This window comes from Mycobacterium sp. NGS41 (assembly GCF_059812725.1).
Genome location: NZ_JCALDF010000045.1, coordinates 1 through 19,116 on the forward strand (window position 1 = coordinate 1; position 19,116 = coordinate 19,116).

The 19,116-nt window shown below is 62.7% G+C and carries 19 protein-coding genes and 1 pseudogene; 14 read left to right on the forward strand and 6 right to left on the reverse strand.

Annotated features, from left to right (window positions below; genetic code table 11):
• A partial coding sequence (locus AC5Y21_RS24465) for a dihydrofolate reductase family protein (protein ID WP_499916454.1) occupies positions 1-309 on the forward strand: 309 nt, incomplete at its 5' end.
• 207 nt (positions 310-516) lie between these two features.
• On the opposite strand, the gene AC5Y21_RS24470 is transcribed toward AC5Y21_RS24465, so the two are convergent.
• Positions 517-945, reverse strand: a complete 429-nt coding sequence (locus AC5Y21_RS24470) for a cellulose-binding domain-containing protein (RefSeq protein ID WP_499916456.1) — start codon at positions 943-945, stop codon at positions 517-519.
• Between the two features lie 183 nt (positions 946-1,128).
• On the opposite strand from AC5Y21_RS24470, the gene AC5Y21_RS24475 reads away from it, so the two are divergent.
• From AC5Y21_RS24475 to AC5Y21_RS24495, 5 genes and pseudogenes are all read left to right on the forward strand, one after another.
• On the forward strand, positions 1,129-1,848 hold the full coding sequence (locus tag AC5Y21_RS24475; protein ID WP_499916460.1) for a lipase family protein: 720 nt from the start codon (positions 1,129-1,131) through the stop codon (positions 1,846-1,848).
• 262 nt (positions 1,849-2,110) lie between these two features.
• Positions 2,111-4,036: a CocE/NonD family hydrolase gene (locus AC5Y21_RS24480; protein WP_499916462.1), complete on the forward strand. Its 1,926-nt coding sequence runs from the start codon at positions 2,111-2,113 to the stop codon at positions 4,034-4,036.
• A gap of 352 nt (positions 4,037-4,388) precedes the next feature.
• A pseudogene (locus tag AC5Y21_RS24485) lies at positions 4,389-5,908 on the forward strand (cytochrome P450).
• A 178-nt stretch (positions 5,909-6,086) separates the two neighbouring features.
• Positions 6,087-7,037 (forward strand): anti-sigma factor RsbA family regulatory protein, encoded by a 951-nt coding sequence (locus AC5Y21_RS24490; RefSeq protein ID WP_499916464.1) that lies wholly within the window; start codon positions 6,087-6,089, stop codon positions 7,035-7,037.
• 240 nt (positions 7,038-7,277) lie between these two features.
• The gene (locus tag AC5Y21_RS24495) at positions 7,278-7,448 is read left to right on the forward strand and encodes a hypothetical protein (RefSeq protein ID WP_499916466.1); all 171 of its coding nucleotides are present in this window, start codon (positions 7,278-7,280) and stop codon (positions 7,446-7,448) included.
• Between the two features lie 52 nt (positions 7,449-7,500).
• On the opposite strand, the gene AC5Y21_RS24500 is transcribed toward AC5Y21_RS24495, so the two are convergent.
• The gene (locus tag AC5Y21_RS24500) at positions 7,501-8,307 is read right to left on the reverse strand and encodes a PPOX class F420-dependent oxidoreductase (RefSeq protein ID WP_499916468.1); all 807 of its coding nucleotides are present in this window, start codon (positions 8,305-8,307) and stop codon (positions 7,501-7,503) included.
• Positions 8,308-8,437: 130 nt separating this feature from the next.
• Here AC5Y21_RS24500 and AC5Y21_RS24505 point away from each other — a divergent pair, with 130 nt between their 5' ends.
• Together AC5Y21_RS24505 and AC5Y21_RS24510 are read left to right on the forward strand one after the other, a co-directional pair.
• Positions 8,438-8,692: a hypothetical protein gene (locus AC5Y21_RS24505; protein WP_499916470.1), complete on the forward strand. Its 255-nt coding sequence runs from the start codon at positions 8,438-8,440 to the stop codon at positions 8,690-8,692.
• Positions 8,693-8,810: 118 nt separating this feature from the next.
• On the forward strand, positions 8,811-9,389 hold the full coding sequence (locus AC5Y21_RS24510) for a cyclic nucleotide-binding domain-containing protein (RefSeq protein ID WP_499916472.1): 579 nt from the start codon (positions 8,811-8,813) through the stop codon (positions 9,387-9,389).
• Positions 9,390-9,404: 15 nt separating this feature from the next.
• Here the strand turns inward: AC5Y21_RS24510 and AC5Y21_RS24515 are convergent, their stop codons facing one another.
• Positions 9,405-10,277: an HpcH/HpaI aldolase/citrate lyase family protein gene (locus tag AC5Y21_RS24515; protein ID WP_499916474.1), complete on the reverse strand. Its 873-nt coding sequence runs from the start codon at positions 10,275-10,277 to the stop codon at positions 9,405-9,407.
• A gap of 150 nt (positions 10,278-10,427) precedes the next feature.
• Here AC5Y21_RS24515 and AC5Y21_RS24520 point away from each other — a divergent pair, with 150 nt between their 5' ends.
• Positions 10,428-11,276, forward strand: coding sequence for an aldo/keto reductase (locus tag AC5Y21_RS24520; protein ID WP_499916476.1), 849 nt, complete (start codon positions 10,428-10,430; stop codon positions 11,274-11,276).
• A gap of 15 nt (positions 11,277-11,291) precedes the next feature.
• Here AC5Y21_RS24520 and zwf read toward each other — a convergent pair whose 3' ends face one another.
• Positions 11,292-12,794 (reverse strand): glucose-6-phosphate dehydrogenase, encoded by a 1,503-nt coding sequence (gene zwf, locus AC5Y21_RS24525; protein ID WP_499916478.1) that lies wholly within the window; start codon positions 12,792-12,794, stop codon positions 11,292-11,294.
• 160 nt (positions 12,795-12,954) lie between these two features.
• Here zwf and AC5Y21_RS24530 point away from each other — a divergent pair, with 160 nt between their 5' ends.
• The 3 genes from AC5Y21_RS24530 to AC5Y21_RS24540 all read left to right on the forward strand — a co-directional run bounded on the left by AC5Y21_RS24530 (position 12,955) and on the right by AC5Y21_RS24540 (position 15,845).
• The gene (locus AC5Y21_RS24530; protein WP_499916480.1) at positions 12,955-14,412 is read left to right on the forward strand and encodes an aldehyde dehydrogenase family protein; all 1,458 of its coding nucleotides are present in this window, start codon (positions 12,955-12,957) and stop codon (positions 14,410-14,412) included.
• A 42-nt stretch (positions 14,413-14,454) separates the two neighbouring features.
• Complete coding sequence (locus AC5Y21_RS24535; RefSeq protein WP_499916482.1) at positions 14,455-15,108, forward strand: cutinase family protein; 654 nt, start codon at positions 14,455-14,457, stop codon at positions 15,106-15,108.
• Positions 15,109-15,191: 83 nt separating this feature from the next.
• The gene (locus AC5Y21_RS24540; protein ID WP_499916484.1) at positions 15,192-15,845 is read left to right on the forward strand and encodes a hypothetical protein; all 654 of its coding nucleotides are present in this window, start codon (positions 15,192-15,194) and stop codon (positions 15,843-15,845) included.
• Between the two features lie 23 nt (positions 15,846-15,868).
• Here the strand turns inward: AC5Y21_RS24540 and AC5Y21_RS24545 are convergent, their stop codons facing one another.
• Positions 15,869-16,789, reverse strand: a complete 921-nt coding sequence (locus AC5Y21_RS24545) for a DMT family transporter (RefSeq protein ID WP_499916486.1) — start codon at positions 16,787-16,789, stop codon at positions 15,869-15,871.
• A 329-nt stretch (positions 16,790-17,118) separates the two neighbouring features.
• Between AC5Y21_RS24545 and AC5Y21_RS24550 the strand changes: the two genes are divergently transcribed.
• Both AC5Y21_RS24550 and AC5Y21_RS24555 read left to right on the forward strand, forming a co-directional pair.
• Positions 17,119-18,117, forward strand: a complete 999-nt coding sequence (locus AC5Y21_RS24550; protein ID WP_499916488.1) for a D-2-hydroxyacid dehydrogenase family protein — start codon at positions 17,119-17,121, stop codon at positions 18,115-18,117.
• A gap of 20 nt (positions 18,118-18,137) precedes the next feature.
• Positions 18,138-18,686 (forward strand): thioredoxin family protein, encoded by a 549-nt coding sequence (locus AC5Y21_RS24555; protein ID WP_499916490.1) that lies wholly within the window; start codon positions 18,138-18,140, stop codon positions 18,684-18,686.
• A 24-nt stretch (positions 18,687-18,710) separates the two neighbouring features.
• Here the strand turns inward: AC5Y21_RS24555 and AC5Y21_RS24560 are convergent, their stop codons facing one another.
• Complete coding sequence (locus AC5Y21_RS24560) at positions 18,711-18,989, reverse strand: hypothetical protein (RefSeq protein ID WP_499916492.1); 279 nt, start codon at positions 18,987-18,989, stop codon at positions 18,711-18,713.
• Positions 18,990-19,116: the final 127 nt, after the last annotated feature.

Genomic DNA, 19,116 nt, shown 5'->3' on the forward strand with positions numbered 1-19,116 from the left:
GTGTTCTCGCGCACGCTGGAGTCCGTCGACTGGAACTCCCGCCTGGAACGCGGTGACCCGGTCGAGGTCGTGACGAAGCTGAAAGCCGAAACCGACGGCATGCTGGAAGTGGCCGGCGCGACGCTGGCCGCACCGATCGTGCAGGCCGGACTGGTGGACGAGTACCGGATCGTGGTCGCGCCCACCCTCGTGGGCGGCGGCACCCCGTTCTTCCCAACACTGCCGTCATGGATCTCGCTGCGACTGTTGGAGAACCGCACCTTCCCTGGTGGCACGGTCCTGCTGCGCTACGAGGCGAGACACGACTGATCGGACATACGACCGCGAGGCGCCGAAAGGTTGGCTCGTCGCTAATACACTTCACAGCAACGGATTTCGATGCACGCCTTCGGAGCGGTTGGCGAGCGCCGCTCCCCCGCCGGGGAATTCGGGTGCGGGGAACCCGTTTGTGGCGCAGTCGCTATACGGCGTGGGGTTGATGAATCCCGGAAATCGAGCTTCAGTGCGCAGTCGTGTCTAGGTGCAAGGATATTGCCCGTTGAGCACACAATTCACCGGTGGCGAGTACGTACCGCTCAGCACGCCTCTGAATCCACCGGTGGCCGAACCACCGGGTGCAATGGTGCGATTCCAATTCGCAGGGGTGAGAACATAGTGCGTGCCAGACTGCGTGATGGTGCTGTTCCACGGGTGCAAGACGGATTCTCCCGCGGGCAAGTCGAATTCCAGCTTCCAATCCGATAGCGGCGTCACGCTCGGGTTGGTGACGGTGAAGTGGGCGATGAAGCCGGTCTGCCACGAATGTGACACCGACAACGTCGCCGTAGCCGCAGCCGCATGGGCTACAGGGGGGATGGCGAGTCCGAGGACGCCAACAAACAATGCCGACACGGTTACGTGAAGCGCTGTGCGCCAGCGCTTCACGTGATTGTCCAGGTCGGCCATAGCTGCCAACACTAAGCCAAACAGGCGATATCGCCCCCCGCATCGCGGGTAAGCTGCAGTACCTTTGCGCAACTGAAACCGTCACGAAATTTTCGCATCGATCCGAACCAGGTATCGATCCGGCCGCATCGGGCGCGCGTTTCAAGAAACACCGCCTCGCAAAGATGCCGCAGTACCATGCAAATGGATATTTCTCGAAGCGACCTGGGCGGAGAAGCTTTGCCGGCGCAGCCAACGATGGATGTAATGACGGCAATAAAATGCGGCCAGCTGGTGAACTCGACCTATGACACCCCGCCCAGCGACTTGACGAACAGGGCCGGTGAGAAGCTAAACGCCGGTGGAACCGACTACACGGTGGTCACGACGATCTACGCCAACGATCTTGCGACCGACATCAACCCGAGCCGAGCCAACGACGAAGTCTCCATAGGGTTGATCTGTCAGGCGGATAAAGCGGGCGAGGTGGTGATCGCGATCCGGGGTACCGAAGGAATCTTGGAATGGATCCACGACGCCGATTTCCTCCAGGTGCCATGCCCCTTCCTCACCGGCGCCGGCAAGACGGAAGACGGCTTCACCGCCATGTATGAATCCCTGAGAACGAGTGTTGCGCCGAATTCGCCGGCTGTGGTCAACGCGTTGGCGAAGCTTCGGTATCCGCGCCCCGTCAGCTCGGTCACGATTTGTGGTCACAGCCTCGGAGGAGCACTTGCGACCCTGCTCGCTCTCGACGTGGCGGCGAATACCGTCTTCAGCGACCCGACCATTTACACCTATGGCAGTCCGCGGACAGGGGATTCGCTGTTTGCAAGCACGTACGACCAGGTGGTCAAGAACTCCCCATCGGATCGCAAATCGCCTGGACATCGTCCCGGCGTTGCCACCTCTCGAGGACTATGAGCATGTCCTCAACCCGTATGAGTTAAACCCGATTCAGTTTTTGCCACTTCCGGTAAAAATCTTGGTCAAGTTCAATCCGGGGTGCGAACACTCGCTGCAAAGCTACCTGTATCTCTTGTCTCTGCAATCCGGCGGTCCAGTGATCCCACTCGAATCCGCTTGTCAACCCTGAACAACGGGCATCACCTCTGAGGACAGGACGCCCTTACAGCGAGCTTCGGGCATCCAGGTGCGCCGTGAAAAATTCCGGAAGGGACTGCACATGAGCAGTGAAAGTATGGTCTTCGCGCCGTCGCACCCGCTAGGCCCGGGTGACAGATACGGGGTGCTCAGCGGGTTTGAGCCGGGCACTCGCACCCTGCCCACCGGCTTTCGGCTCGCACCCGCTTTCAAACCCTTGCCAGTCGACATCGTGCTCGAGAAGGACATCGCAGTCACCCTGCGCGATGGCGTGTCCATCTACATCGACGTGCTTCGGCCGGTCGGCACCGAAAAAGTACCGGTGATCGTTGCGTGGAGTCCGTACGGTAAGGGGCAAGGCAGCTCCCCCAGCGCGATGGGGGTCTTCGAGCTGGTCGGGCTGGACCATGGCATCGTCTCGGGACTGCACAAGTTCGAGGGCCCCGACCCGGCCTATTGGTGCGCCCACGGCTACGCGATCTGCAACCCGGATATGCGGGGCACGGTCAACTCCGAGGGCGACAGCGTGCTGTGGGATCGACAGGAAGGTCGCGACGGCTACGACCTGATTGAGTGGCTGGGCGTCCAGGACTGGTGCAACGGTAAGGTCGCGATGAGCGGGACGTCGTATCTCGCTGCCGCGCAGTGGTTTACGGCGGCCAAACAACCTCCGCACCTGGCGGCGATCAACCCCTGGGAAGGCGTGAGCGACACCTACCGCGATCTGGTGATGCGTGGCGGCATACCGGACACCGGTTTTGCCCAGATGCTCCAAGAGAGCGCGTTCTGGGGCAAGAACCGTAAGGAAGACATTCTCGCCGAGGCTAAGCGCTACCCGACGATGAATAGCTTGTGGGAGAACAAAATACCTCGCCTCGACAGGATCACGGTGCCGGCGTATGTCGTTGCCAGCTACTCAAACACTTTGCACACGATCGGCACGTTTCGAGGCTGGCGGAAGATCGAGTCGAAGCAGAAGTGGCTTCGCATCCACAACAGCCAGGAGTGGCCCGACTATTACGACGAGGCGAACCGGGAAGACCTTCGCCGATTCTTCGATCACTTTCTCAAGGGTGCGGACAACGGTTGGGAACTGACACCGCGCGTCCGATATTCCGTTCTCGATCTCGAAGGTGGCGACCGGGTGAACCTACCCGCCGGGCAGTTCCCGCCCGAGGGAGTCACGTCCACCAAGTACTACCTCGACGGCCGCGCGCGAGCACTGCGTACGGAAGCGCCCGCCGACGAGATGACCGTCGCATACAGCGCGCAGGCAAACCCAGGTTGGGCGTCCTTCATCGTTCGCTTCGAGGAGGAGACCGTGCTGGTCGGCTATCCGAAGGCACGGCTCTGGGTCGAGGTGAGCGACGCCGATGACGCCGATGACATGGACTTGTTCGTCTTCGTCCAGAAGTTGGACGCGCATGGGACGCCACTGCAGGCGTTCACTGTCCCCAATCAAAGTGCGAGGATGCACGACGTCACCGAACGAGGTGCCTCCATCTTGCGGTACAAGGGATCCAACGGCCGCCTCCGCGTGTCGATGCGTCACTTGGACAAGTCGCTGTCCACCGACGACATCCCAGTCCATACCTTCGACCGGGTCGAGAAGCTTCGGCCGGGCGAGATCGCGGAGATCGAAGTCGACCTTTCCCCAATCGGCCTGGCTTTCCGTCCCGGCCAGCAACTCCGACTCGTTGTCAGCGGCCAAAATTTGTTCGGCCCCATGATGCCCGGAAATCGCGAATACCTGCCACAAAACTCGGCCAACACGTCATCCACACGGGCGGATCACACGCTTCGTACCTGCAATTGCCCGTGTCTTAAATCGACTGAGCCACGCGAGTCGGTCAGGCAACTGGGCCGCGGGGGTTGGTGTTTCGCTGACTTTCAAGTTCGCGGAGGCGCTTTGCTTCCCTCGCCAACCAGGCCAGCCCTGCGCCGGCCAACAGCAACGATACGGCGGCTGAGGCGATTCCGACGCCAACGTATCCCTGGGCGAAGCTGAACAGGCAGATGGCGAGGGCCACCACCCCGATGGCGACCAAAAGTATCCCGCCGGCTTTGGCCGGATTTTTCAGTGCTTGCCCGACGCGCGGGCGGCTCGTCCGTTGTTCGTCGAGTGGATCGCGGGAGGTGTCGCCCATCGGTCCTTCCTCTCCTGTCGTGCAGGCTGATATTCACAGCTTTACCCGGATGCGGGAACCGGTAAAACCGACCGTGCCGCGCGGCATCCGCTGGCCTAGGCCGAGCGGATTTTCGGCCTAGCGTGTATGCGGTACCCGCGGTACGGTGTTTTCTAAGTACCCGGTACCAGCGGTATCGCGTCTAGGTTTCGATTAGCGGAGCGAGGTCCGTTGATGAGCAATCGCGCAGAACTGTATCCCCCGCGTTGGACGCCCGCTTTTGTGCGATGGCATCACACGCGGGTGGGCTGGTTGCGGTCGTGGCAGTTGGCGCTCAAGGCAATTTGGGCCGGTTACCGACACACCATTTATGACTTCGCTGCCCAGTTGCCCGGACAGGACGACATAGTGGTGGCCCGCGCGCCGCTGGCGAAGTTCCTGATAGTGCGCAATCCCGACATCGCCCGACACGTGTTGGTGTCCAACCAGGACAACTACGCCAAGAACGCCGAATACGACCTGCTCGCCGTCGCGTTCGGTCGCGGTTTGGTCACCGACCTCAATGACGAACTGTGGCAACGTAATCGCCGGTTGGTTCAGCCGCTTTTCGCCAAGCGCCAAGTTGATAGCCTCGCCCCGCAAATGACCGCGGCCGCCGTGGACGCCTGCGAACGCTGGCAAGCCCACGCCCAGGCCGGGCGCCCGATCGACGTCGCGGCCGAGATGAACTACCTGACAATGGACATCATTGCCCGCACCATGTTCGGCATCGATCTCACTGGGGAGCTAGCCGAACGTATGCGGCTCGACTTCGCTCGGCTACTCACGTTATTCGGATACGGTTTCATGGGCGGAGTGGCTCGGCCGCTGCGTTGGTTCGCTGATCGCCTCGGCCGGCATGGTCCTGCCCCGCTCGCGGCACGCTCACCGAGGCTGGCCATCAACGCGCTTCGCCTTGGCGCCAGCGTTACGGCGCCTCGTACCATGCGCGGCCTGCGCCGCATCGAGCGATTCATCGACGGGCTGATCGCCGACTAGCGCAGCGGGACGATCGACCGCACCGACAATCTACTGGCCTTGCTGATCGCGGCCGAGGATCCCGAAACCGGTTACCGCTACACCGATGTGGAGATCCGCGACGAACTGATGACCTTCCTGGGCGCGGGTTTCGAAACCACCGCCGCCGCGCTGGCCTGGACCTGGCATCTCCTCTCGCAGACCCGGCGGCACGTGCCCGGCTGGGTCGCGAACTCGACGAGGCGCTCGGCGGACGCAAACCCACCGCCGCCGACGTCGACAACCTGCCGTGGACTCAGGCGGTAGTGGCGGAGGCGATGCGCGTGTACCCGCCCATCATGGGGCTGGCCCGGGTGGCCAGATCCGACGACGTGCTCGGCGATTACCCGATCAAAGCGGGCACTCATGTCGCGATCCTCATCCATGGTGTGCACCACAACCCGCGGGTATGGCAGGACCCAAGCACCTTCGACCCGGCGCGCTTCCTCAAGGACAACTTCGACCCGGCGCTGCGCAGGGCACATATTCCGTTCGGCGCCGGCAAGCGCATGTGCGTCGCGTCCGGATTTGCCAATCTCGAAGCCGTCCTCGCCATCGCCACGCTAGCCCAGCGGTTTGAGCTCGACCTGCTACCCGGCCAACGGTTGCGACGGGAACTGACCTTCACCGGCGGCCCCGATGGCCCGCTGATGATGTCGCTGTCGCCTCGGATAGTCGCCCGCGACCTCGCCGGCTAGCTGACCCCCTCCCCTGATGACTGCCGCCGGGTTGCCATCTCGCTAACTCACTCACACCGATGGCGGGCGTAGTCTTCTATCCAGCGGTCTAAGCCTCGGGGCGGATGCTGCACTTTGGAAGCGGCGGGGTCAATACGTGTGGCCTTGATGCAGCTGATCTATTCGCGGGAGCGTGGACATGACGACGTCTGCACAACTCGACCTCGGTGCCTTCCTGCATCCCGCGCTCTTCTATCAATCCAAGCAAGAGTATTTGGACGGTCTGCTGCCTTTTATCACCGAAGGGCTGGAGGCTGGTCGCCCACTGCTGGTAGCAGTACCGGGACCAAACCTGACATTGCTGCGCGACGCCCTAGGCCCTGCCGCGGCCGAGATCACCATGGCCGACATGACAGATGCGGGCCGCAATCCCGGCCGAATCCTTGGCGGTGTGCTCAGCGCTTTTGCGCAGAGGCACGCCCCACAGTCGGTCGGGATGATCGGCGAGCCAATCTGGCCGGGCCGATCGGAGGCGGAGTATCCCGCATGCGTGCAGCATGAAGCGTTGATCAACAACGCGTTCGCCGGACGCGACCTGACCGTGCTCTGCCCCTACGACGTCACGCGGCTCGACCCCACGGTGATCGCCGATGCTCGTATCACACACCCGGTGCTGTGGCAGGCCGGAATGCCCCAGCAGGACAGCCTCGCGTTCGCGCCGACTGCCGTTTGGGAGCGTTACAACCGTCCGCTGGCCAGCAGCTCAATGGCGGTTACCTATACCGTGAGCGAGCTCGCGGACCTGAGCGGGGTTCGCCAGTTCGCTGCGGTGTATGGGCAGTGGTTCGACTTGCCGTCGCACGTAACAATCGATTTGCAGTTGATCGCCAACGAGTTGGCGACCAGTGGTCTTCAACAGAGTGGCGCGCCATGCCGGCTCGCGCTGTGGCAGCACGATGGTCATCTGATTTGCGAGGCGCGCGACAACGGCTACCTCGACGACCCGCTCGCGGGGCGGCGACCGTATGACAGCGACACAATTCGCGGGCGCGGACTGCATGTGGTCAACGGATTGGCCGATCTGGTGCGCATCTATACCACTGCAGGGCAGACAACCATCCATGCCTACCTCAAACTGGAGCTCGCCTGATGCGCGCGCCCGGATCGGTTGGAACGGCCGCCGGTTTGCTGTCCTTCGGGCACCTTCGCTGGGCCTACCGAGAGCGGAGCGAATTCTTAGGCCGCACAGCCGAATACATCGCCGACGGGTTGCGGCAAAACCAATGCAAGCCGACAAAGGTTCTAGTAAGCGATGTCAGGGTATGAGACTGCCACGGGCTCGCATCGATGAAGGTCGCTGCCCGAGAACGTGAAGCCGATGGGAGCGATGATGACGAAACCCGAAAATGAGAACTTCACCCGTGCGCAAGAGCTGGAAAGCATCGTGGATCGGCTCGACGAGAAGGTCGCCGGTGAACGCGAGGCTAAAGGCGTTCCCGGCAAACCAAGCGATCGCGAACAAGCTGCCACCGAGGGCTCAGAGTCGGAGCCGCCGGATTAAGGGCTAGGTTTCCCTACCGCCCTCTTCCGGCGGCTGGCGCGTTAGCTTCTCGTCAGCGTGCGGCAGACGACGGAATCAATTCCGCATGTACCGTGTGGCCGAACTTGGACTGCATCAGTCGGTGGGCCGTGGGCACCAGCACGCCATGCAGGACGGGATACTTCTGCCGCAGCAGACGTGCGGCCCGCCGATATTCAGCACCATCTAACAGGCGCACGCAGCCGGGTTGTACGGATCCCGTCGGCTTGCCGGATCCGGTGGCCGGGCCGAATTCGACGCGTGGATCCCGACGGATACGGCGCACTTTGATTGCCCGCTCGAAACTGCGGAAGTATGCGCGGTCGCCGTCGACCACGATGCTTATCGGACTGGAACCGGGAGTGCCGTCTTTGCGAAACGTAGTGAGGCTGATGGTCTTCTGCCGTACGAACGGCGCCAGCGTCTGGTCTGCCGCGGCGCCGACCCTGCCCAGCACATAGCCGAGTTGGTGCAGCCGCAGCACGAAGGCCACAACCAGGGCCACTGACATCGCGCCCAGCGTCCAAGCTTGAGCGACCGAACCACCGAGGTCGAGGTCCATCACATGGTTCACCGTGTGCACAGTGTTCGCCACGATGAATCCCGCGAGTGCGGTGGCCAACGCGTCGGCCCATATCTGCGCGAGCAGCAGCGTGATGCCCAGCCCTAGCTGGAACGCGCCGACGTCGTGCAGGAAGTGCAGATGTGTCTCGAAGTTGACAGCGGCGGCGAATGAGCGTGGGCCGACGAGACACCAGATCCCGATCCCAGCGGTCGTCAGCCCCACCAGTCCCGTCACCGCATATAGGTATGTCCGCGCCAGCGCGCCCGAGCGATTCATGATCCCGCCTTTCGCAATGAGTGTTTTCGTCCTCAATCGCTAGACGGCTTAGCGGGCCGATACGTGACAGCGCCGACAGCGCCGACAGGCCCTAGTGGCCGTCGACTGCGTATCGACTACCGTCGACGACATGTCTGAAGTCTCCGGGAACGCCCGGATCGACGACGTCGCTCCCGGCGACATCATCGTTATCGTCCGCGGCGGTGGTGAACGGTCCTACAAAGTGGTGTTCAAGGACGTCGCGGACGCAGGGTATCTCGTCACGCTCCAAGACGATGGCGGTGAAACCTTTCAACTCGAATTTGACGCCGGCGACGTCGTCAGGACGTCACTGCAGGCAAAGTGGGAGTCCGCGCAGAGTCCCACGCCGAACACGGAAAGCTGAGCCGATCGTCGGCTGCCCGCGACCACGCGTATTCGCAGCCGCTATTCCGCCCGTCCTGACGCAATTTCCGCGTTAGGCTCCTCGATGTCACGGTTCACATCGCGCTCAGGAGCCAACCATGAAGGTAGACGAGCAAGGAATTGGAAAAGACGCCCGTCGGCTACGCGAATTCGCCACATTCGACAAGTTCTCGGACGATGAGTTAGAGCTTCTCGTCGGATCGGCACATCACATTTCGCGGTCCGCGCCATGGCCACTGATTCAGGAGCAGACTCCGTCGGATTCCTGCTACATCATGCTCAGCGGCGAGGTAGGCGTGTATGTCGGCGACGACCGCATTGCCATGTTGGGCGCGGGCGAGGTGATCGGCGAATCTGCGCTGCGCCGTGGGAAATTGCGTTCCGCGACCGTAACGACGACCGGCCCGGCCGAGGTGCTGCGTATCGAGCGCGATGATCTCGCCCGCTTACTGGACGAAATACCGGCATTGCGCGAAACCATGGACGCGAGCGCCTCGCGACATGTGCCGGTCTCCCCGCCGCCGAAGCCGAAACCGGAACGTTCCAAGCTGAGTGCCTCAGTTTCGACGGATTTGGTCGAGCGCTTCGAGCAGGCGGCCGACGCTGCCGGGGTGGGAGTCTCAACGGCGCTCGAGGATGCGCTCAGCCAGTGGATCGAGCGGAACGGTAAAGCCTAGCCGCGACGAACCGACTCATTCCATTTCGGCGATGAGGTCGGCTAGGGCCAGGATCCGTTGCGCCTCTCGGACGTGCAGGCTTTCGATCATGCGGCCGTCGACCGTGATGACACTGCTGCCCGCGGCGCTGGCCTCCTCGTAGGCCGCGACGATCTTGCGGGCGTCAGCCAGCTCGTCTCGCGTCGGACCAAAGACATCATTGGCCGGCGCGATCTGGGACGGATGGATCAGGGTCTTGCCGTCGAAGCCCATCTCGCGACCTTGTCGAGCTTCCGCTTGAAAGCCGGCTTCGTCAGCGATGTTGTTGAACACGCCATCAAAGACGGCTTTTCCGGCCGCCCGCGCGCCCAACACCGCCAAGGCCAAGGCGGGCACAATCGGTGCACGTCCGGCCACGTGCAGTGCGTGCAGATCATTCACGAGGTCGTTGGTGCCGACCACCAGCCCAGCCAAACGATCGCTGGCAGAGGCGATTTCCTCAGCCCGCAGAAAGGCTCGGGGCGTTTCGATCATCACCCACAACTGCAAAGATTCCGGTGCATCGAGCGTGTCGAGGGTGGTGACCAACGCCTGGACCTGGTCGCCTGACTCCACTTTCGGCACGAGCACCCCGTGGGCGCCCGAATCGGCCGCAGCGGCCAGATCGGCGTCGTGCCAGTCGGTGCCCAAGCCGTTGATGCGCACCACGACCTCACGAGGTCGGTAGTTTCCGGACGAGGCGGCGGCGCACACCCGTTCCCTCGCGTCGGCTTTGGCGTCGGGTCCAACGGCATCCTCGAGGTCGAAAATCAACACATCCGCGGGCAACGTTTTCCCCTTCTCCAATGCCCGGGCGTTGTTGCCGGGCAGATAGAGGGCGGATCGGCGCGGGCGCAGAGTCGGTGCCATGGCGTCACTTTCTGTAGTCAAGTTCGTTCATGTTCTCGTAGACCGGTTCCCGTCGACTACGGCGGGGCGTCCCGGACGATCGGCGTTGGGTTAGCGGCAGAAGTGGGCATCCCAGTCAGAATCGCCCAATGGACCTGAAAGGCTGAACGCATGAGCACTGTTCCGTCAATCGCCCTCAACGACGGGAACTCCATCCCGCAGCTGGGGTTCGGTGTCTTTCAGATTGAGCCCGATCAAACTGCCGCCGCAGTTCGTGCCGCTCTCGAGGTGGGCTATCGCCACATCGACACCGCGGAGATGTACGGCAACGAAAAGGAAGTGGGCCAAGGCATTCGTGACGCGGGACTCGACCGCGGCGACGTGTTCGTCACCAGCAAACTCAACAATGGGTTTCACCGCCCAGACGATGCGCGCCGGGCGTTTGATGCGACTCTGTCCGCGCTCGGCTCGGACTACGTCGACCTTTTCCTTATTCACTGGCCCCTGCCCACGCTGTACGACGGCGATTTCCTGTCTACCTGGAACACGCTCGAGGAATTCGCCAGCGACGGGCGGGCCCGCAGCATCGGGGTCTCGAACTTCCAGATGGCGCATCTTGAGCTAATCTCCGACGGTTCGCAGACCGTGCCCGCAGTCAACCAGATCGAGGTGCACCCGTACTTCTGCAACGAGCAGGTACGGGTCTATGGCCGCGAACACGGGATCGAGACCGAGGCGTGGTCACCGATCGCACAAGGCAAGGTGCTCGACGACGAGGTCATAAACAGGATCGCGAAGTCGCTGGGCAAGTCGCCCGCGCAGGTGGTGCTTCGCTGGCACATTCAGCGGGACGACATCGTCTTTCCGAAGTCGGTGCACCCTGAGCGTATGAAGGAGAATTACCAGATTTTCGACTTCGACCTGACCGAAGAGAACATGGACGCCATCACCGGCCTGGATCGCGGTGAGCCCGGCCGCACCGGAGCTCATCCCGACGAGTTCGACTACATCCCCGACTGAAGGTGCCGGCGGGGCCTACTGGCGATTGGCCTCGCGCCATTCCCGTTCGAACGGCAGCCGCCACGCATTGGGCGCGATCAACTGATGAATGGCGTTGGGCCCCCACGTCCCGGGCTGATACATCTTGGCCGGCGGCGGATCGGTGAGCAGTTGCTCCGAACGTTCCCACAACGATTCGATGCCCTCGGCGGTGTTGAACAGGGTGTGATCGCCACGCATCGCGTCGAGGATGAGCCGCTCATAGGCCTCCAGCACATCGGCCACCGTGTCGATCTCCTGCGAAGAAAACTGCATCGACAATTTGTCGAGCTTCATTCCGGGCCCGGGTCGCTTTCCGTAGAAAGACAATGAAACCTTCGAGTTGTCAGCGAGGTCGAACGTGAGGTGATCCGGACCTTGCGTCCCAACCCCCGACCCCGGCGGGAACATGGTTCGGGGAGCCTCTTTGAAGGCGATCGAGATGACGCGGATGCCCTCGGCCATTTTCTTGCCGGTGCGGAGATAGATCGGTACACCGGCCCACCGCCAGTTGTCGATGCCGACCTTGAGCGCGATGAACGTCTCGGTGTCGGAATCCTTTGCCACTCCCTTTTCTTTGCGGTAACCGCTGTACTGGCCGCGCACCACATTCGACGTCTTGACCGGCAGCATCGACCGGAACACCTTGTTCTTCTCTTCGCTGATGGCGCGCGGTTCAAGCGCGGTCGGCGGCTCCATCACGACGAACGCCATCACCTGAAACAGGTGGGTCACGACCATGTCCTTGTAGGCGCCAGTGCTCTCGTAGAAGTCGGCCCGCTGATCCAAACCGAGGGTTTCGGGAATGTCGATCTGGATGTGGTCGATGAAGTTGCGGTTCCAGATCGGCTCGAAGAGGCCGTTTGCGAAGCGGAACGCGAGAATGTTCTGTGCTGCCTCCTTCCCCAAGAAGTGGTCGATGCGGAAGATCTGGGACTCTTCGAATGTTTCGTGCAGGAAGTCGTTGAGCGACACTGCGCTGGCCAGGTCGGTGCCGAACGGTTTCTCCATAACTACCCGGGACCGCTCGACGAGTTTGGCGTCACGCAGCATGGTGATGACGTCGCGTGCCGATTTGGGGGGGACCGACAGGTAATGCAGTCGCTTCACCTTCGATCCCAGGTTGGCTTCCGCTTCAGCGACCGCGTCGGCAAGAGCTTCGGGTCCGGCACCCTGCGGCACATAAGTGACGATTTTTGCGAAGTTGGCCCACTGCTCGTCACTGAGCTTGTGCGTGCCGAACGAGTCGATCGCTTCCTTGGCGAGTTCCCGAAACTCGTCGTCGGAGATGTCTTCCAGCGACGTCGCGACGATTTCGATATTCGGCGCAAGCTCGGACTGGTCCAAGTAAGCCAGACCGGGGATCAGCTTGCGTTTGGCCAGATCGCCTGTCGCACCGAACAGGACGATGACGTGGGGATCGAGCGGATCAGCGTCGTGGCGGCGGGGACGTGAGCCGGGCGCCGGGTAAGAGATGGTCTGCGGTTTTTTTGTGGCCACTCTCGCGATACTTCCACTGCGGCGCCAGGTTTGCAGGAAGGTAAGCAATTGCGATGCGTCGCTAGCCGGATCGGGCAGGTAGACACGGTGAGGTTAAGCGCGTAACTTCGGCCACGAATTCAGTCGCGGCAGAGGCGATAGGGTGCGAAAAGGAGTCGTCATGGCGGTGCAGTCGGTGCTGGACGAGGTGCGTGAACGACCTGGTACCGGCGACGTGATCCCGGTCATCGATCCCGCCACCGAGGAACAGATCACCGAGTTCACCGACTGTGGACCCGATGCGGTCAACGACGCCGTCGCGACCGCGAAATCGACCGCTGAGGCGGGCGTGTGGTCTGGTCTACCCGACTACGACCGCGCCAAGGTGTTGTGGCGGGTCGCCGGCCTTATCGACGACAACGCCGAGCTGCTCGCCGAGCTCGAAATGCTCAACGCCGGCATGTATCCGGCCCAGGCTGAGATGCAGGTGAAAGTCGGCGGCGAGTGGTTCCGCTACTACGCGGGCTGGTGCACCAAGATCGACGGTATTGCGCGCGACGTGAACACCGGAGGTTTGACGGGTGTCGACTCCCACATGCACGCCTACACCCTGCGGGAACCCTACGGCGTTGTCGGCCTGATCTTCCCGTGGAACGGACCGGTGTTCAATTTCTGCGCCAAGCTCGCACCGTCGCTGGCGGCGGGCTGCAGCAGCGTCGTCAAACCCGCAGAGGAGACACCGCTTTCGGCGATGGTGCTCAACAGAATCCTGGCCGAAGCGGGTGTGCCCGACGGCGTGGTGAATCTGGTGAACGGTTACGGTCACACGGCCGGTGCGGCCATCACGGCACACCCTGATGTCGAGAAAGTCGCCTTCACCGGCTCGACGGAAGTCGGCAGGGAAATCGTGCACGCCGCCGGAAGCAGCAACCTCAAGAAGGTGACGCTGGAGCTCGGGGGTAAGTCCCCCGTGCTGATCTTCGACGACGCCAGCTTGCGCAAAGCCATGACACTGGCGGCATTTGGCGCGTTCGTGCACTCCGGACAGGCCTGTGTATGCGGCTCGCGCATCTTCGCGCAGCGCGGGGTGTATGAGCGGGTGGTGGAAGGCATCGCGACGATTGCGAACACCCTGAAGCTCGGCGGCCCGAAGGAAGACGGCGCCATGAGCGGCCCGCTGATCAGCCAGAAGCAGCTCAACCGTGTCCTGGGCTACATCGACCAGGGCAAGTCCGATGGCGTCGAGATCGTCACCGGCGGCCATCGCCTGGACCGCAAGGGCTACTTCGTCCACCCGACGGTCGTCACCAATGTCGATCCCGACTCCAGCAGGCTCTTCCAAGAGGAGATCTTCGGGCCCGTCGTGACCATCCTGCCGTTCGAGGACGAGGACGAAGCCGTCGCTCTGGCCAACAACAGCACCTACGGACTGGCCGCAACCGCATGGACCAAAGACCTCGGCCGGGCGCATCGGCTGGCCAAGCGTCTCAAGGCCGGAACCGTCGGCCTGAACTGCCAGATGCAGTACGACCACTCCATGCCCTTCGGCGGATACAAGCAATCCGGATGGGGCTACGAATCAGGCAAAGCCGGCATCGAGACCTACCTGCAGGACAAGGTCGTTTGGGCGCAGATGTAGGGCTGTGAGAGGCCGCCGTCGGCGGTATGTCAGCATTTGCACATGATTGAACGCAGTCTTGCCCGCATCGTTGGTGTCCTGGTTGTGACGACGTGGGCGCTGCTGAGCGCGCCCTTGTTCAGTCCTGCCGCTTCAGCCGATCCGTGCTCCGACGTCGCGGTGGTCTTCGCTCGCGGCACTCATCAGGACCCTGGCCTCGGCAATATCGGCGAGGCTTTCGTCGACTCGCTTACCTCGCAGGCTCAGGGAAGGTCCGTCGGGGTCTACGCGGTCAACTATCCGGCGAACGACGACTACCACCACAGTGCGACGGCCGGCGCCGACGACGCGAGCGGATACATCCAGAACACCGTCGCCAGCTGCCCGAACACCAAGCTCGTGCTCGGTGGGTATTCCCAGGGCGCGACCGTGATCAATTTGTCCAGCACGCAGCTGCCGGCTTCGGTGGCCGACCATGTTGCCGCTGTCGCCCTGTTCGGCGAGCCGACCAGTAACTTCTCGAGCATGTTGTGGGGCGGCGGGCCGCTGCCGGCGATCAGCCCGCTGTACGGCGGCAAGACCATCAGCCTGTGCGCGCCCGATGACCCAATTTGCTCCGGGGGCGGGAACATAATCGCGCATGTTTCCTATATCGAGTCCGGTATGACTAACCAGGCTGCGACCTTCGCGGCGAACCGGCTCGGTCAAGCCCACTAACCCGCTGGCGAGCAGACGCAAAAGCCCCCCAGAACCACTGGTTTTGGGGGGTTTTACGTCTGCTCGCCAGGTAACTTTGGGGGGTGGACGTTGTTTCGCGAGTTGTCGCAGTGCCGATTGCGGCGATAGCTCTGGCTGCGGTCTCAGCGGCCGGACCCGCGACCGCTGATCCCCCGCCCACCGAGGTGATCACCACGGTGGCCGTCGGGCCCGATGGCCAGCCGATCAACGGCTACCGGGAGGAGCCGGCGCAGGGAAATGTCGCGACGGCCAGCAACTGCACGACACCGTCGCCGTCGGCGGTGGCCGACAACGTCTACTACTGCTCGCCCAGCGCGGCCGGTGCGGGTACCTGCTGGGCGTCGACGCCCGGATCCCTTCTATGCATGAACAATCCATGGGACAAGCTGTTGCATCGCGTGACATACGACGGTCAACTCCCGCCGGTGCAGCACCCCGCTGCACCAGACCCGTTCGCGCTGCTGCTCGACGACGGCACGCGTTGCCAATTCCGCAACGGCGGTTCCTGGGGTGGGCGCGACGACGGGTATGTCGGCGTCTACTGGTGCGGCGGAAAGGTCGACGTTCTGTGGCTGCCCAGCCAGGGCGCCGGGACGTGCATCGACCGCTCGGGGCCGGTGTGGACGGTCAAAGTCGGCCAATTGGGCGCCCCGGGCGCCCAGTTCCCACCGCCTGAGACGCGCGCGCTGACGACCGCGTGGTTCGCCGGAGCTTGAGCTGCTGGGCAGCTCCTCACTCGTCAGTCGATGCGTAGGGCAGCGTCCGACGGAGAATGCTCCAGCTGCCCGGAATTGCCTGCAGCAGGGGCTTGATCTCGACCCAGTGCGATGGTGGCGGCGAGCATCGCCAAGATGGCCGCTATGAGGACCAGCGCAACCGGGCCTCTTGCCGTCAGATATTCACCAAGGACGACAACCCCCAGTAGAACCGCGACGACCGGCTCCCCCACCAACATGATCGGTACGGACGTCTGTAATGCGCCGGCGTGAAACGCCGACTGCTGCACCACAGTGACCGTCACCGCCAATGCAACGAGCAGGTAAGGCGCAGGGACGGTGAGGAGTTCATGCCATCCGCCAAGAGCGAAGCGGTGTGTGCAGATTTTGGTCAAGACCGCGATCATCCCGAGCAGGACCGCAACCGCAATGGCGAGCAACGTGGCGCGTATGCGGCCGACGGTGCGGTGGGCCGCCGCGACGCAGACGATCACCAGCGGCACCGTGATCGCCAGCGCGAGGGTCCACGCTGGTATCGGGGGTCTGTTATGGCCCTCGTGGGGCTGGCCGACGAGCACGAAAACAGCAAGCCCTGCCGTCAGCAGCATCGCCCAACCCCAGTCGGCCCAACTGACGCGTTGCCGCGAAAGCCGTGCGCTCAACGGCATAGCGAATAACAGCGCCGACATCAGCAACGGCTGGACCAGCAGTAGAGATCCGTGAGCCAGCGCCAGCGCCTGAAATACGTAGCCGGCAACGGACGCAACCGTTCCCGCCCACCATAACGGTTGACGAACCAAGGTCGTCGCCATCGCCGTTGAGAGCGCCTCGTCACCGGGAACTGCTTGTGCCGCTCGCTGCCGAACCACAATGCCCACCGCGGCCCAAAATGCGGCGAGCAAACCCGACACGATCGCCACCGCGTGAACCGTTACCCATCCCATCCTCGGGAAGATACCCGGGCTCGCCCCGCGACTAACTCAGCAACGCCCCGCAAGTTCGGCGAGTGCGACTTTGGGCAAATTTATGCCTGAAACGCGTTGCAATACAAGCTATTCGACCAACGCTTGAGGCGCGTGCGGCTTAGCGACGAGGTGAGCGAACAGTATAAGTTCGAACATGACGACTTTCACCTCCGTGAATTCGGTACTTCTCGTGCTGAGGACGTTTGGTAGCGGGCTAGATTCAGCCGGACGCGGACGGTTCCAGCTTTTTCGGGCCGCGCTAAGGTTCGCGTGTCGTAGAAAGCTGTCGGACGGCGAACGGAGACGGCATGCCCCAGGTGGCGATACTCGACGACTACGCGGGCATGGCCCTTCGCCTTGCGGACTGGACGCCAGTGCAAATGCGCTCCGAGGTAACCGTTTTCGACCGCCACCTCGCTGAGGCGGAGGCTGTGGCCGCGTTGCGGCCATTCGATGTGGTCTGCACGCTGCGCGAGCGGATGGCGTTACCGCGCACGCTGATCGAGCGGTTGCCGAACCTGAAACTGATCACCATCGTCGGCAGGAACCTGCCGAACCTGGACATGGCCGCGGCCAGCGAACGCGGGATCCTGGTCGCCCACTCAGACTTCGCCAATCCCCGATTCAGCGCGGTCCGCGACGCCACTCCGGAACTGGCCTGGGGGTTGATGATCGCAACGGTGCGCAATCTGGCCGAGGAACATCGGCGCATGCGCGACGGTGCTTGGCAGACCACCATGGGTCTGACTTTGTCGGGCAAGACGCTCGGGCTTCTCGGTCTCGGCAGGGTCGGCAGACGCATGGCCGAATACGCGAAAGTGTTTGGCATGGAAGTCATTGCATGGAGCCAGAACCTGACCGAGGGGGCCGCGGCAGAGGTCGGCGCGCGCCGGGTCGACAAAGCGACACTGTTCGAAGAAGCCGACGTGGTCTCCATCCACCTGGTCCTCTCAGAGCGCACGAGAGGTCTGGTCGCTGAACCCGAGCTGGCACTGATGAAGCCACATGCCTACTTGATCAACACGTCCCGGGGCCCGATCGTCGACGAGGCCGCGTTGATTGCCGCGCTTCGGGCTGAGCGCATCGCCGGGGCCGGACTCGACGTTTATGACATCGAACCGCTGCCTCCCGACCACCCGCTGAGGCGACTTCCGAACGTGACATTGTCCCCGCACCTCGGCTACGTCACCCGCGAAATGCTCGGTGCCTTCTACGAAGACAGCGTGGAAGCCATCGTGGCATGGCTGAACGGAACGCCCATTCGCATCGCGAACCCTGAAGCGCTGCAGAAGCGAACTCAAGGTTAGGACTCGGTACTCTGGCGCACATGGCCATCGAGTCGACAATGCTCGCCCTGGGCACTCCCGCGCCGTCGTTCACGCTGCCCGAGCCCGCAACAGGCGCTACCGTCAGCCTCGAGGAGCTGACGGGTCCCGCGCTCGTCGTCGCCTTCATCTGTAATCACTGCCCGTACGTCCAGCACGTCGCCGGCGGGCTCGCCGCGCTCGGCCGGGACCTTGCTGGTCTAGGCGTTCCGATGGTCGGCATCTCGAGCAACGACGTCGTTACCTACCCGCAAGACGGGCCCGATCAAATGGTCGCCGAGGCACGCCGTCATGGCTGGACATTCCGTTACCTCTATGACGAGACCCAGGACGTGGCCCGGGCCTTCTCCGCAGCCTGCACCCCGGACACCTTCGTGTTCGACGGTGAGCGTCGACTTGTCTACCGCGGCCAACTCGACGACTCGCGTCCCAAGAATGAGCTTCCGGTGACGGGCGCTGACGTGCGCGCGGCCGTCGACGCCGTACTCGACGGGCGGCCGGTCGACTCCGATCAACGGCCGTCGATCGGGTGCGGCATCAAGTGGCGTTGAGGCGATTGGCGCTGAGCTGAGTCGTCAGCCGTGCGGCGCCTCCGAGATCTTGCTGTCCGGCTTGCCGACGGTTCCGCAGTAAAGCGTCACTGACGCGCGCGTAGTCGAAATCTCCAGATTGTTCGGTTCAGCACCGCTCTTGTCCTTCAGCATCTTGCTGACTTCCTCATTCTGCTTCTTCTCGTCCTGCGCGGTGAAGTCTTTGCACTTCGTGTCGCCACCTGTGTTGATGACCTGTGAAGCTGAACATCCGCTGAAGAGGAGCATGGCCATCGCGATCGTGGCGGGTGCAATTCGCCTCATCGTTCTCCTTAGTGAATTGGGGCCGGTCGGTATCTGTTACACCTAATCGTCAGGTTCCAAACAATTGCCGATCAGATGATATTCGACATCTCGAAAAGCCGGGCGCAGCAGGATGCACGTGGACAGC

Excerpts from the sequence above, each read along its gene's own strand:
- AC5Y21_RS24470 (WP_499916456.1), bottom strand. The coding sequence starts at position 945 with ATGGCCGACCTGGACAATCACGTGAAGCGCTGGCGCACAGCGCTTCAC.
- AC5Y21_RS24475 (WP_499916460.1), top strand. The coding sequence starts at position 1,129 with ATGGATATTTCTCGAAGCGACCTGGGCGGAGAAGCTTTGCCGGCGCAG.
- AC5Y21_RS24480 (WP_499916462.1), top strand. The coding sequence starts at position 2,111 with ATGAGCAGTGAAAGTATGGTCTTCGCGCCGTCGCACCCGCTAGGCCCG.
- AC5Y21_RS24490 (WP_499916464.1), top strand. The coding sequence starts at position 6,087 with ATGACGACGTCTGCACAACTCGACCTCGGTGCCTTCCTGCATCCCGCG.
- AC5Y21_RS24495 (WP_499916466.1), top strand. The coding sequence starts at position 7,278 with ATGACGAAACCCGAAAATGAGAACTTCACCCGTGCGCAAGAGCTGGAA.
- AC5Y21_RS24500 (WP_499916468.1), bottom strand. The coding sequence starts at position 8,307 with ATGAATCGCTCGGGCGCGCTGGCGCGGACATACCTATATGCGGTGACG.
- AC5Y21_RS24505 (WP_499916470.1), top strand. The coding sequence starts at position 8,438 with ATGTCTGAAGTCTCCGGGAACGCCCGGATCGACGACGTCGCTCCCGGC.
- AC5Y21_RS24510 (WP_499916472.1), top strand. The coding sequence starts at position 8,811 with ATGAAGGTAGACGAGCAAGGAATTGGAAAAGACGCCCGTCGGCTACGC.
- AC5Y21_RS24515 (WP_499916474.1), bottom strand. The coding sequence starts at position 10,277 with ATGGCACCGACTCTGCGCCCGCGCCGATCCGCCCTCTATCTGCCCGGC.
- AC5Y21_RS24520 (WP_499916476.1), top strand. The coding sequence starts at position 10,428 with ATGAGCACTGTTCCGTCAATCGCCCTCAACGACGGGAACTCCATCCCG.
- AC5Y21_RS24530 (WP_499916480.1), top strand. The coding sequence starts at position 12,955 with ATGGCGGTGCAGTCGGTGCTGGACGAGGTGCGTGAACGACCTGGTACC.
- AC5Y21_RS24535 (WP_499916482.1), top strand. The coding sequence starts at position 14,455 with ATGATTGAACGCAGTCTTGCCCGCATCGTTGGTGTCCTGGTTGTGACG.
- AC5Y21_RS24545 (WP_499916486.1), bottom strand. The coding sequence starts at position 16,789 with ATGGGATGGGTAACGGTTCACGCGGTGGCGATCGTGTCGGGTTTGCTC.
- AC5Y21_RS24550 (WP_499916488.1), top strand. The coding sequence starts at position 17,119 with ATGCCCCAGGTGGCGATACTCGACGACTACGCGGGCATGGCCCTTCGC.
- AC5Y21_RS24555 (WP_499916490.1), top strand. The coding sequence starts at position 18,138 with ATGGCCATCGAGTCGACAATGCTCGCCCTGGGCACTCCCGCGCCGTCG.
- AC5Y21_RS24560 (WP_499916492.1), bottom strand. The coding sequence starts at position 18,989 with ATGAGGCGAATTGCACCCGCCACGATCGCGATGGCCATGCTCCTCTTC.